This window comes from Comamonas terrae, from assembly GCF_001544075.1.
Lineage (GTDB): Bacteria > Pseudomonadota > Gammaproteobacteria > Burkholderiales > Burkholderiaceae_C > Comamonas > Comamonas terrae.
In genome coordinates this window covers 105,035-117,942 of sequence record NZ_BCNT01000011.1, presented here as the reverse complement: position 1 = coordinate 117,942, position 12,908 = coordinate 105,035, and the positions used below count along the sequence as shown (strand labels likewise).

Genomic DNA, 12,908 nt, shown 5'->3' with positions numbered 1-12,908 from the left:
TGGCACCGTGGTGACCGGCCGTATCGAGCGCGGCATCATCAAGGTCGGCGAAGAAATCGAAATCGTCGGTATCAAGGACACCCAGAAGACCACCGTCACTGGCGTGGAAATGTTCCGCAAGCTGCTGGACCAGGGCCAGGCTGGCGACAACGTCGGTCTGCTGCTGCGCGGCACCAAGCGTGAAGACGTGGAACGCGGCCAGGTGCTGTGCAAGCCCGGCTCCATCAAGCCCCACACCCACTTCACCGCCGAGGTGTACGTGCTGTCGAAGGACGAAGGCGGCCGCCACACGCCCTTCTTCAACAACTACCGTCCCCAGTTCTACTTCCGTACGACCGACGTGACCGGCTCCATCGAGCTGCCCGCCGACAAGGAAATGGTGATGCCTGGTGACAACGTGTCGATTACCGTGAAGCTGATCGCCCCCATCGCCATGGAAGAAGGTCTGCGTTTCGCTATCCGTGAAGGCGGCCGTACCGTGGGCGCCGGCGTGGTTGCCAAGATCATTGAGTAATTGGTTTGTAGGGGTATAGCTCAATTGGCAGAGCGTCGGTCTCCAAAACCGAAGGTTGTAGGTTCGATTCCTACTGCCCCTGCCACCTTCTAACGGTGGAATCAACGAGAGCCCGCCTTTGGCGGGCTTCGGCGTCTTGAAATTGCACAAACTTTGTGCATTTGAAATGAAATATGGCCACTACTCAGGTTGAAACAGTCAGCTCCGGAGCTGACAAAGCAAAGCTAGCCGCAGTCGCGGCTTTAGTCGTTGCTTCGATTGCCGGTTTTTATTTGCTGAGCAAGCAGGGTCAGGTGGCGCAATGGGCTGCCCTGATCGTCGGCTTGCTGGTGGCTGCCGGTGTGTTCCTGATTTCCGAACCCGGCAAGCGCTTCATCGGCTTTGCCCGTGCGGCCTGGCTTGAAGTGAAGAAGGTCGTCTGGCCGACTCGCAAAGAGACATTGCAAATGACCTTGTATGTCTTTGGCTTCGTGGTGGTCATGGCTTTGTTCTTGTGGTTCACCGACAAGACTCTGGAGTGGGTCTTGTATGACCTGATTTTGGGCTGGAGGAAGTAATGGCAGACGCTGTCGAAACGGATGTGAATGGCGGGGCGGCAGCGCCCAGCAATCCAGATCTGCGCTGGTATATCGTCCATGCATATTCGGGCATGGAAAAGGCCGTGGAGCGCAATATCGCCGAGCGCATTGCGCGCTCGGGCATGCAGTCCAAGTTCGGCCGCATCCTGGTGCCCTCCGAAGAAGTGGTCGAGATGCGCAACGGCCAGCGCCGCACCACCGAGCGCCGCCTGTTTCCGGGCTATGTGTTCGTCGAGATGGTGATGGACGACGATACCTGGCACCTGGTCAAGCACACCAGCAAGGTGACGGGCTTCGTGGGCGGTGCCAAGAACCGGCCGGCTCCGATCTCTGAAGAAGAGGTTCGCAAGATCGTCGACCAGATGCAGGAGGGCACGGAAAAGCCGCGCCACAAGATCGAGTTCATGGTGGGCGAGCTGGTCCGTGTCAAGGAAGGCCCCTTCACCGACTTCAACGGCTCCGTCGAGGAAGTCAACTACGAAAAGAACCGTCTGCGCGTCTCGGTCACCATCTTTGGCCGAGCCACTCCTGTGGAGTTGGAATTCTCCCAAGTTGAAAAAACTTGAGAGACGAAATACAATAGTCGGCTTCGCGTTTTTTGACTCGATGCGAAGCTTTGAACAAGAGTCAGTAACCCCCGGGGAGCTGTCTGCACGGTTGATGCGGATGGCGCTATACCCGTAAGGAGCTTTCAATGGCGAAGAAAATCGTCGGCTTCATCAAGCTGCAAGTGCCAGCTGGTAAGGCCAACCCCTCTCCTCCGATCGGTCCTGCGCTGGGTCAGCGCGGCCTCAACATCATGGAATTCTGCAAGGCGTTCAACGCCCAGACCCAAGGTGTCGAGCCCGGCCTGCCTCTGCCTGTGGTGATCACGGCTTTTGCTGACAAGAGCTTCACGTTCATCATCAAGACGCCGCCCGCAACCGTTCTGATCAAGAAGGCTGTGAAGCTGGACAAGGGCTCTTCCAACCCCCTGAAGACCAAGGTTGGCAAGATCACTCGTGCGCAGCTGGAAGAAATCGCCAAGACCAAGCTGAAGGACATGAACGCTGCCGACGTCGACGCCGCCGTGCGTACGCTGGCTGGTTCTGCCCGTTCGATGGGCGTGATCGTGGAGGGTGTGTAAATGGCCAAGCTGACCAAGAAGCAAAAAGCTCTCCAGGGCAAGGTTGACAGCAACAAGCTGTACGCTCTGACCGACGCCATCTCTCTGGTGAAGGAAGCCGCCACCGCCAAGTTCGATGAATCCATCGACGTGGCCGTGCAACTGGGCGTGGACGCCAAGAAGTCGGACCAAGTGGTGCGTGGCGCCGTGGTTCTGCCTCACGGCACCGGCAAGACCGCCCGCGTGGCCGTGTTCGCACAAGGCGCCAAGGCCGAAGAAGCCAAGGCTGCTGGTGCAGACGTGGTCGGCATGGACGACCTGGCTGCGCAAGTCAAGGCCGGCGACATGCCCTTCGACGTGGTGATCGCTGCGCCCGACGCAATGCGTGTCGTGGGCCAGCTGGGCCAGATCCTGGGCCCCCGCGGCCTGATGCCCAACCCCAAGGTTGGCACCGTGACGCCCGATGTCGCCACCGCCGTGAAGAACGCCAAGGCTGGTCAAGTCCAGTTCCGCGTCGACAAGGCCGGCATCATCCACGGCACGATCGGCCGTCGTTCGTTCGACACCGAAAAGCTGCAGGGCAACCTGGCTGCCCTGATCGATGCCCTGAACAAGGCCAAGCCCGCTTCGAGCAAGGGCCTGTACCTGCGCAAGGTTGCTGTTTCGTCGACCATGGGTGTGGGCGTTCGCGTCGACACGCAAACCATCTCGGCGTAATTGCTAGAAATCGTCAGGCGAGCAGTCATGCCCGCCTGGTGTGGTGGGCTGCCAGGAGTGTCTTGGCAGGCCATCCAAGACCGTTGGTGTGATTCTGATCACTTAATCACGATGGCCAACGCAGATGGCGATCCCGCTGCAGATGGAAGAATTTCCAAAACAGTTGGTCGCTGCAACAAGAGCGCGCATGCGGAGTTCGCTCCAAGTGCGCATTTGAAGGAGTAGACCTTGAGTCTGAATCGCAGTGAGAAAGAAGCGGTCATCAATGAAGTGACCAGCCTCGCCGCTAAAGCTCAAACGCTTGTGATCGCGGAATACCGCGGCATCACGGTCGCCGACATGACCAAACTGCGTGCCGACGCCCGCAGCAAGGGTGTGAGCCTGAGCGTGTTGAAGAACACGCTGGCCCGCCGTGCTGTGGCTGGCAGCCAGTTTGACGTGGTCGCCGACCAGATGACCGGCCCGCTGGTCTATGGCTTCTCTGAAGACGCAGTGGCTGCCGCCAAGGTGGTGGCCGATTTCGCGAAGACCAACGACAAGCTGGTGATTCGCGGTGGCGCGTTTGCAGGCAAGGCCCTGGACGTCAACGGCGTTAAGCAACTGGCAAATATCCCCTCCAAGGAAGTCCTGCTCGCACAACTGTGCGGCTTGCTCATGTCGCCTATCTCGCGTACAGCCGTGGTGCTGGGCGCCCTGGCGGCCAAGAAGGGCGAAGGCTCTGCCGAGGCAGCTGCTGCTTGATAGCGGCAAAACAAACCAACCAATTTAGGAAATCAAAATGGCATTCGATAAAGACGCATTCCTGACCGCCCTGGACAGCATGACTGTTCTGGAACTGAACGACCTGGTCAAGGCTATTGAAGAGAAGTTCGGCGTGAGCGCTGCCGCTATGGCTGCTCCCGCTGCTGGCGGTGCTGCCGGCGGTGCTGCTGCTGCTGAAGAGAAGACCGAGTTCAACGTGGTTCTGACCGACGCTGGCGCCAACAAGGTGTCCGTCATCAAGGCCGTGCGTGAAATCACCGGCCTGGGCCTGAAGGAAGCCAAGGATCTGGTGGACGGCGCTCCCAAGACCGTGAAGGAAGCCGCTCCCAAGGCTGACGCTGAAGCCGCTGTGAAGAAGCTGGTCGAAGCCGGTGCCAAGGCTGAACTGAAGTAATTCAGTTGTTTCAAGGGCTGGAGACTCTTTCGGGGTCTCCAGCCTTTGGCGCTTGTGGGACGCGCTGAAAGAACACACCAAAAAGCAGGTTTCCAAGGGAGTCTGCTTTTTAGTGTCTTCTGACAATCCGACAGCAGAAGATGCCTTGGTTCGGGCGATGTGCAACGCATCGCCGTCAGCCATGGTTGGTAGTGGCCAACCGCCAAGCCCGCAGGGAGCTTCCCATGTGGGGCAGTCGTCGCAGACCCAGGACTCATGTCTTTGCCCGGAGATCTCATGGCCTATTCTTACACCGAACGCAAGCGAATCCGCAAAAGCTTCGGGAGCCGCGAAAGCGTGCTCGAAGTGCCTTATCTGCTGCAGATGCAAAAAGATGCCTACACAGCATTCTTGCAGGCAGATGTACCCCCCAAAAAACGCACCAATGACGGCCTGCAAGCGGCCTTCAATTCCGCTTTCCCCATCGTCTCGCACAATGGCTTTGTGGAGATGAAGTTTGTCGAGTACAACCTCGCCAAGCCTGCTTTCGACGTCCGTGAATGCCAGACCCGTGGCCTGACCTTTGCCTCGGCCGTGCGCGCCAAGGTCCAGCTGATCATCTACGACCGTGAATCGTCCACGGCGCAGTCCAAGGTGGTCAAGGAAGTCAAGGAGCAAGAGGTCTACATGGGCGAAGTGCCCCTGATGACCGACAAGGGCTCGTTCATCATCAACGGTACCGAGCGCGTGATCGTGTCTCAGCTGCATCGTTCGCCCGGCGTGTTCTTCGAGCACGACAAGGGCAAGACCCACAGCTCGGGCAAGCTGCTGTTCTCGGCGCGCATCATTCCCTACCGCGGCTCCTGGCTGGACTTCGAGTTCGACCCCAAGGACCTGCTGTTCTTCCGTGTCGACCGCCGCCGCAAGATGCCGGTCACGATTCTGCTGAAGGCCATCGGCCTGACGCCCGAGTCCATCCTGGCCAACTTCTTCGTCAACGACAATTTCCGCCTGATGGACAGCGGCGCCCAGATGGAATTCGTGGGCGAACGCCTGAAGGGCGAAGTGGCACGCTTCGACATCACCGACAAGGCCGGCAAGGTCGTGGTGGCCAAGGACAAGCGCGTCACGGCCCGCCACACCCGCGAACTCGAGCAATCGGGCACCAAGTACATCAGCGTGCCGGAAGACTTCCTGATCGGCCGCGTAGTGGCCAAGAACATCGTTGATCCCGACACCGGCGAAATCATCGCCAAGGCCAACGACGAACTGACCGAAGCCCTGCTCAAGAAGCTGCGCAGCGCCGGCGTGCAAGAGCTGCAGTGCATCTACACCAACGAGCTCGACCAGGGCGCCTATATCTCGCAGACCCTGCGCACCGATGAAACCGTGGACGAGTTCGCCGCCCGCGTGGCCATCTACCGCATGATGCGCCCCGGCGAGCCGCCGACCGAAGATGCCGTGCAGGCCCTGTTCCAGCGCCTGTTCTACAACCCGGACACGTACGACCTGTCGCGCGTGGGCCGCATGAAGTTCAACGCCAAGGTCGGCCGCGACGAGCCTACGGGCCCGATGGTGCTGTCCAACGAAGACATTCTGGCCGTGGTCAAGATCCTCGTGGACCTGCGCAACGGCAAGGGCGAGGTGGACGACATCGACCACCTGGGCAACCGCCGCGTGCGCTGCGTGGGCGAGCTGGCCGAGAACCAGTACCGCACCGGTCTGGCGCGTATCGAAAAGGCTGTGAAGGAGCGTCTGGGCCAGGCCGAGCAAGAGCCGCTGATGCCCCATGACCTGATCAACTCCAAGCCGATCTCGGCTGCCCTGAAGGAGTTCTTCGGTGCCTCGCAGCTGTCGCAGTTCATGGACCAGACCAACCCCCTGGCCGAGATCACGCACAAGCGCCGCGTCTCGGCCCTGGGCCCGGGCGGTCTGACCCGCGAACGCGCCGGCTTCGAAGTGCGCGACGTGCACGTGACCCACTACGGCCGCGTCTGCCCCATCGAAACGCCTGAAGGCCCGAACATCGGCCTGATCAACTCGCTGGCCCTGTATGCCCGCCTGAACGAGTACGGCTTCATCGAAACCCCGTACCGCCGCGTGGTGGACGGCAAGGTGACCGACCAGATCGACTACCTGTCCGCCATCGAGGAAGGCAAGTACGTGATCGCCCAGGCCAACGCCGAGCTGGATGCCGAAGGCCGCCTGACCGGCGATCTGGTGTCGGCCCGTGAAGCCGGTGAATCGACCCTGGTGTCGGCCGAGCGCATCCAGTACATGGACGTGTCGCCTGCGCAGATCGTGTCGGTGGCCGCTTCGCTGATTCCGTTCCTGGAACACGACGACGCGAACCGCGCGCTGATGGGCGCCAACATGTCGCGCCAGGCCGTGCCTGTGCTGCGTCCTGAAAAGCCCATGGTCGGTACCGGCATCGAGCGCGTGGCCGCCGTCGACTCCGGCACCGTGGTGACGGCCAAGCGCGGCGGTATCGTCGACTATGTCGACGCGACCCGCATCGTGGTGCGCGTGAACGACGACGAGGCCGTGGCCGGCGAAGTCGGCGTGGACATCTACAACCTCATCAAGTACCAGCGTTCCAACCAGAACACCAACATCCACCAGCGTCCCATCGTCAAGCGCGGCGACAAGCTGGCCAAGGGTGACGTGGTGGCCGACGGTGCGTCGACCGACCTGGGTGAAATCGCCATCGGCCAGAACATGCTGATCGCGTTCATGCCCTGGAACGGCTACAACTTCGAGGACTCGATCCTGATCAACGAACGTGTGGTGGCCGAAGACCGCTACACCTCGATCCACATCGAGGAACTCGTGGTCATGGCCCGCGACACCAAGCTGGGCCCCGAGGAAATCACGCGCGACATCCCGAACCTGTCCGAGCAGCAGCTCAACCGCCTGGACGAATCCGGCATCATCTACGTGGGCGCCGAAGTGCAACCCGGCGACGTGCTGGTGGGCAAGGTCACGCCCAAGGGCGAGACCACGCTGACACCTGAAGAGAAGCTGCTGCGCGCCATCTTCGGCGAGAAGGCTTCCGACGTGAAGGACACCTCGCTGCGCGTGGACCAGGGCTCGCAAGGTACCGTGATCGACGTGCAGGTCTTCACGCGCGAAGGCATCCAGCGCGACAAGCGCGCCCAGCAGATCATCGACGATGAACTCAAGCGCTTCCGCCTGGACCTGAACGACCAGCTGCGTATCGTGGAGGCCGACGCCTTCGACCGTATCGAGAAGCTGCTGACCGGCCGCGTGGCCAACGGTGGCCCGCAAAAGCTCGCCAAGGGCGCCAAGATCGACAAGGCCTATCTGGACGGCGTGGAGAAGTTCCACTGGTTCGATATCCGCCCCGCCGAAGACGACGTGGCAGCGCAGCTGGAGTCCATCAAGAACTCCATCGAGCAGCAGCGCCACAACTTCGATCTGGCCTTCGAGGAAAAGCGCAAGAAGCTCACGCAGGGCGACGAGCTGCCCGCCGGCGTGCTCAAGATGGTCAAGGTTTACCTGGCCGTCAAGCGCCGCCTGCAGCCCGGCGACAAGATGGCCGGCCGCCACGGCAACAAGGGCGTGGTCTCCAAGATCACGCCCGTGGAAGACATGCCTTTCCTGGCCGACGGCACCACTGCCGACATCGTGCTGAACCCGCTGGGCGTGCCTTCGCGCATGAACATCGGCCAGGTGCTGGAAGTCCACCTGGGCTGGGCCGGCAAGGGCCTGGGCCAGCGCATCGGCGACATGCTGCAAAAGGAAGCCCGTGCTGCCGAAGTGCGCGCCTTCCTGGAGGAGATCTACAACTCGCGTGGCCGCAAGGAGGATCTGCAGCAGCTGGACGACAGCGAAGTCATGTTCATGGCCAAGGAACTGACCACCGGCGTGCCTTTTGCAACGCCCGTGTTCGACGGCGCTTCCGAAGCCGAGATCAAGGACATGCTGAAGCTGGCCTATCCGGACGAGGTCGCCCAGGCCAAGGGCCTGACCGAAAGCCGCACGCAGGCCTACCTGTATGACGGCCGTACCGGCGAGCGCTTCGAGCGCCCGACCACCATCGGCTACATGCACTACCTGAAGCTGCACCACCTGGTCGACGACAAGATGCACGCCCGCTCCACCGGTCCGTACTCGCTGGTGACGCAGCAGCCGCTGGGCGGCAAGGCCCAGTTCGGCGGCCAGCGTTTCGGCGAGATGGAAGTGTGGGCGCTGGAAGCCTATGGCGCCGCCTACGTGCTGCAGGAAATGCTGACCGTGAAGTCCGACGACGTGCAGGGCCGTACCAAGGTGTACGAGTCCATCGTCAAGGGTGAGCATTCCATCGAGGCAGGCATGCCCGAGTCGTTCAACGTGCTGGTCAAGGAAATCCGTTCCCTGGGCCTGGACATCGAACTCGAACGTTCTTAATTTGAAAAGGGAAAGAGTCCATGAAATCGCTACTCGACCTGTTCAAGCAATTCACGCCTGATGAGCATTTCGATGCCATCAAGATCGGTCTGGCCTCTCCCGAAAAGATCCGTTCGTGGTCTTTTGGTGAGGTCAAGAAGCCCGAAACCATCAACTACCGCACGTTCAAGCCCGAGCGCGACGGCCTGTTCTGCGCCAAGATCTTCGGTCCGATCAAGGACTACGAGTGCCTGTGCGGCAAGTACAAGCGCCTCAAGCACCGCGGCGTGATCTGCGAGAAGTGCGGCGTCGAAGTCACGCAGACCAAGGTGCGCCGCGAGCGCATGGGCCACATCGACCTGGCCGCGCCCTGCGCCCACATCTGGTTCCTGAAGTCCCTGCCTTCGCGCCTGGGCCTGGTGCTGGACATGACGCTGCGCGACATCGAGCGCGTGCTGTACTTCGAAGCCTATGTGGTGACCGATCCCGGCATGACTCCGCTGAAGAAGTTCAGCATCATGAGCGAGGACGACTACGACGCCAAGTGCGCCGAATACGGCTATGACGAGTTCACGGCCAAGATGGGCGCCGAAGGCATCAAGGACCTGCTGGAAGGCATCGACATCGATGTCGAGATCGAGCGCCTGCGCAACGATCTGACCGGCTCCGAAGTCAAGGTCAAGAAGAACGCCAAGCGCCTGAAGCTGCTGGAAGCATTCAAGAAGTCGGGCATCAAGCCCGAGTGGATGGTCATGGAAGTGCTGCCCGTGCTGCCTCCGGACCTGCGTCCCCTGGTGCCCCTGGACGGCGGCCGCTTCGCGACCTCCGACCTCAACGACCTGTACCGCCGCGTCATCAACCGCAACTCGCGCCTGCGCCGCCTGCTGGAGCTGAAGGCTCCCGAGATCATCGCGCGCAACGAAAAGCGCATGCTGCAGGAAGCCGTGGACTCGCTGCTGGACAACGGCCGCCGCGGCAAGGCCATGACCGGCGCCAACAAGCGCGCGCTGAAGTCGCTGGCCGACATGATCAAGGGCAAGAGCGGCCGCTTCCGCCAGAATCTGCTGGGCAAGCGCGTGGACTACTCCGGTCGTTCCGTGATTACCGTGGGTCCTTACCTCAAGCTGCACCAGTGCGGCCTGCCCAAGCTGATGGCGCTGGAGCTGTTCAAGCCCTTCATCTTCGCCCAGCTCGAGCAGCGCGGCATTGCCACGACCATCAAGGCGGCCAAGAAGGAAGTGGAATCCGGCACGCCCGTGGTGTGGGACATCCTGGAAGAGGTGATCAAGGAACACCCGATCATGCTCAACCGTGCGCCTACGCTGCACCGTCTGGGCATCCAGGCCTTCGAGCCCATCCTGATCGAAGGCAAGGCGCTGCAGCTGCACCCGCTGGTCTGCGCGGCCTTCAACGCCGACTTCGACGGTGACCAGATGGCCGTTCACGTGCCTCTGTCCGTGGAAGCGCAGATGGAAGCCCGCACGCTGATGCTGGCCTCCAACAACGTGCTGTTCCCGGCATCGGGCGAACCCTCCATCGTGCCTTCGCAGGACGTGGTGCTGGGTCTGTACCATGCGACCCGCGAGCGCATCAATGGCAAGGGCGAAGGCATGGTGTTTGCCGACCTGGCGGAAGTGCAGCGCGCACTGGACGCCGGCGAGGCCGAGCTGCAAGCCAAGATCAGCGTGCGCCTGACCGAGTGGAACAAGAACAAGGAAACGGGTGAATTCGAGCCCGAGACCAAGCTCGTGGAAACCACCGTCGGCCGTGCGCTGCTGTCCGAGATCCTGCCCAAGGGCCTGCCGTTCAGCAACATGAACAAGGCGCTGAAGAAGAAGGAAATCTCCAAGCTGATCAATGCCTCGTTCCGCCGCTGCGGCCTGAAGGCCACCGTGGTGTTTGCCGACAAGCTGCTGCAGAACGGCTTCCGCCTGTCGACGCACGCCGGTATCTCCATCGCCATCGGCGACATGCTGGTGCCGCCGCAGAAGGCCGAGATCATCGGCCGCGCCGAAGCCGAAGTGAAGGAGATCGAGCAGCAGTACGTCTCCGGTCTGGTGACGGCTGGCGAGCGCTACAACAAGGTGGTGGACATCTGGGGCAAGGCCGGTGACGAAGTCTCCAAGGTCATGATGGCCCAGCTGGCCAAGGAAAAGGTCGTCGACCGCCACGGCAAGGAAGTCGAGCAGGAATCGTTCAACGCGATTTACATGATGGCCGACTCCGGCGCCCGCGGCTCCGCAGCCCAGATCCGCCAGCTGGCCGGCATGCGCGGCCTGATGGCCAAGCCCGACGGCTCCATCATCGAGACGCCCATCACCGCGAACTTCCGCGAAGGCCTCAACGTGCTGCAGTACTTCATCTCCACGCACGGTGCCCGAAAGGGTCTGGCCGACACGGCGCTGAAGACGGCCAACTCGGGTTACCTGACCCGTCGTCTGGTGGACGTGACGCAGGACCTCGTGGTGAACGAGGAAGACTGCGGCACCTCCAACGGCACGGTGATGCGCGCCATCGTCGAAGGCGGTGAAGTGATCGAGTCCCTGCGCGACCGCGTGCTGGGCCGCACGACCGCCGAGGAAGTGCTGCATCCCGAAACCCGCGACGTGCTGCTCGAAGCCGGTGCCCTGCTCAACGAAGACACGATCGAAGAGCTGGAAGCCCAGGGCGTGGACGAGATCAAGGTGCGTACGGCCCTGACCTGCGAAACCCGCTTCGGCCTGTGCGCCAAGTGCTACGGCCGCGACCTGGGGCGCGGCGGCCTGATCAACCTCGGCGAGGCCGTGGGTGTGATCGCCGCCCAGTCCATCGGCGAACCCGGCACGCAGCTGACCATGCGTACCTTCCACATCGGTGGCGCCGCTTCGCGCGCCGCCGTGGCCTCGAGCGTGGAAGCCAAGTCCAACGGCAGCATCAGCTTCAACAGCACGATGCGCTATGTGACCAACACCAAGGGCGAGCTGGTCGTGATTTCCCGTTCCGGCGAAATCATCATCAGCGACAACGGCCGCGAGCGCGAGCGCCACAAGGTGCCTTACGGCGCCGTGCTGACGATCAAGCCCGACGAAGCCATCAAGGCCGGCAAGATCCTGGCCAACTGGGACCCGCTGACCCGACCCATCATTACCGAATACGCCGGCCGGGTGTCGTTCGAGAACGTGGAAGAGGGCCTGACGGTGGCCAAGCAGGTCGACGAAGTGACCGGCCTGTCCACGCTGGTGGTGATCGACCCCAAGCGCCGCGGTTCCGCCAAGGTCGTGCGCCCGCAGGTCAAGCTGATCGACGCCAACAACCAGGAAGTCAAGATCCCCGGCACCGACCACTCGGTGACCATCGGCTTCCAGGTGGGCGCGCTGATCCAGGTGCGCGACGGCCAGGACGTGGGCCCCGGCGAAGTGCTGGCCCGTATCCCCGTGGAAGGCCAGAAGACCCGCGACATTACCGGCGGTCTGCCGCGTGTGGCCGAGCTGTTCGAAGCCCGTACGCCCAAGGACAAGGGCACGCTGGCCGAGATGACCGGCACCATCTCCTTCGGCAAGGAAACCAAGGGCAAGGTGCGCCTGCAGATCACCGATCTGGAAGGCAAGGTCTGGGAAGAGCTGGTGCCCAAGGAGCGCAACATCCTGGTGCACGAAGGCCAGGTGGTGAACAAGGGCGAACTGATCGTCGACGGCCCGGCCGACCCGCAGGACATCCTGCGTCTGCTGGGCATCGAGGAACTGTCGCGCTACATCGTCGATGAAGTGCAGGACGTGTACCGCCTGCAGGGCGTGAAGATCAACGACAAGCACATCGAGGTGATCGTTCGCCAGATGCTGCGCCGCGTCGTGGTCGAGAATCCTGGCGATACCACCTACATCCAGGGCGAGCAGGTGGAGCGCTCGGAGATCCTCAACACCAACGAAGCCGTGCAGAAGGAAGGCAAGATTCCTGCCACCTACTCGAACGTGCTGCTGGGCATCACCAAGGCTTCGCTGTCGACCGACTCCTTCATCTCGGCCGCTTCCTTCCAGGAAACGACCCGCGTGCTGACCGAGGCTGCCATCATGGGCAAGCGCGACGAGCTGCGCGGCCTGAAGGAGAACGTGATCGTGGGTCGCCTGATCCCCGCCGGTACCGGTCTGGCCTACCACCAGGCGCGCAAGGCCAAGGATGCGATGGACGAGGCCGAGCGCCGCGCCATTGCCGAGGCCGAAGCTGCCGAGCTGGCCGGCGTGACTGCCGACGACGAAGTCGAAGCCGCTGCCGGCGACGCTTCTGCCGACTAAGCTGCACATTCTTCCGGGGCGGGTCACCGCTCCGGAGCGAAAACAGCTCCACGCTCCCGCTCTGCCCAGCGCAGACGGGAGCGTTTTTCTTTTCCTGCGACTTGCGCAAACCGGTTCGGGCATAGCCCTTGCCCTTCGCCAAGGCTCTTGGCACTTTCCTGTTTGCGTCCGTCCTGTTTCTGTTTTTTCGAGATCGCCTTTA

General features: G+C 61.9%; 9 protein-coding genes and 1 tRNA gene. All 10 read left to right on the top strand.

Going from position 1 to position 12,908, the window contains the following annotated elements:
• Positions 1 to 514, top strand: a 514-nt coding sequence (locus Cte04_RS15720; RefSeq protein WP_083526697.1) for an EF-Tu C-terminal domain-related protein, incomplete at its 5' end; no start/stop codon positions are given.
• Positions 515 to 523: 9 nt separating this feature from the next.
• Positions 524 to 599 (top strand) — tRNA-Trp (locus Cte04_RS15715).
• A gap of 88 nt (positions 600 to 687) precedes the next feature.
• The gene (secE, locus tag Cte04_RS15710) at positions 688 to 1,071 is read left to right on the top strand and encodes a preprotein translocase subunit SecE (RefSeq protein ID WP_066480253.1); all 384 of its coding nucleotides are present in this window, start codon (positions 688 to 690) and stop codon (positions 1,069 to 1,071) included.
• Positions 1,071 to 1,658: a transcription termination/antitermination protein NusG gene (gene nusG, locus Cte04_RS15705; RefSeq protein ID WP_066480250.1), complete on the top strand. Its 588-nt coding sequence runs from the start codon at positions 1,071 to 1,073 to the stop codon at positions 1,656 to 1,658. The genes secE and nusG overlap by 1 nt, the downstream gene beginning before the upstream one ends.
• A gap of 128 nt (positions 1,659 to 1,786) precedes the next feature.
• The gene (gene rplK, locus Cte04_RS15700) at positions 1,787 to 2,218 is read left to right on the top strand and encodes a 50S ribosomal protein L11 (protein WP_066480245.1); all 432 of its coding nucleotides are present in this window, start codon (positions 1,787 to 1,789) and stop codon (positions 2,216 to 2,218) included.
• Positions 2,219 to 2,914 (top strand): 50S ribosomal protein L1, encoded by a 696-nt coding sequence (gene rplA / locus Cte04_RS15695; RefSeq protein ID WP_066480244.1) that lies wholly within the window; start codon positions 2,219 to 2,221, stop codon positions 2,912 to 2,914.
• A 228-nt stretch (positions 2,915 to 3,142) separates the two neighbouring features.
• A complete protein-coding gene (gene rplJ / locus Cte04_RS15690) occupies positions 3,143 to 3,655 on the top strand; it encodes a 50S ribosomal protein L10 (protein WP_066480243.1) in 513 nt (170 codons plus the stop codon).
• A gap of 37 nt (positions 3,656 to 3,692) precedes the next feature.
• Positions 3,693 to 4,070, top strand: a complete 378-nt coding sequence (gene rplL / locus Cte04_RS15685) for a 50S ribosomal protein L7/L12 (RefSeq protein ID WP_003065690.1) — start codon at positions 3,693 to 3,695, stop codon at positions 4,068 to 4,070.
• Positions 4,071 to 4,346: 276 nt separating this feature from the next.
• Positions 4,347 to 8,459 carry a DNA-directed RNA polymerase subunit beta gene (gene rpoB, locus Cte04_RS15680; RefSeq protein WP_066480242.1) on the top strand — a complete coding sequence of 1,371 codons (4,113 nt, stop codon included), beginning with the start codon at positions 4,347 to 4,349 and terminating at the stop codon, positions 8,457 to 8,459.
• 20 nt (positions 8,460 to 8,479) lie between these two features.
• Positions 8,480 to 12,706, top strand: coding sequence for a DNA-directed RNA polymerase subunit beta' (gene rpoC, locus Cte04_RS15675; protein ID WP_066480229.1), 4,227 nt, complete (start codon positions 8,480 to 8,482; stop codon positions 12,704 to 12,706).
• The last annotated feature ends 202 nt before the right edge of the window (positions 12,707 to 12,908 follow it).

Excerpts from the sequence above, each read along its gene's own strand:
- rplK (WP_066480245.1), top strand. The coding sequence starts at position 1,787 with ATGGCGAAGAAAATCGTCGGCTTCATCAAGCTGCAAGTGCCAGCTGGT.
- rplA (WP_066480244.1), top strand. The coding sequence starts at position 2,219 with ATGGCCAAGCTGACCAAGAAGCAAAAAGCTCTCCAGGGCAAGGTTGAC.
- secE (WP_066480253.1), top strand. The coding sequence starts at position 688 with ATGGCCACTACTCAGGTTGAAACAGTCAGCTCCGGAGCTGACAAAGCA.
- rpoC (WP_066480229.1), top strand. The coding sequence starts at position 8,480 with ATGAAATCGCTACTCGACCTGTTCAAGCAATTCACGCCTGATGAGCAT.
- nusG (WP_066480250.1), top strand. The coding sequence starts at position 1,071 with ATGGCAGACGCTGTCGAAACGGATGTGAATGGCGGGGCGGCAGCGCCC.
- rplL (WP_003065690.1), top strand. The coding sequence starts at position 3,693 with ATGGCATTCGATAAAGACGCATTCCTGACCGCCCTGGACAGCATGACT.
- rpoB (WP_066480242.1), top strand. The coding sequence starts at position 4,347 with ATGGCCTATTCTTACACCGAACGCAAGCGAATCCGCAAAAGCTTCGGG.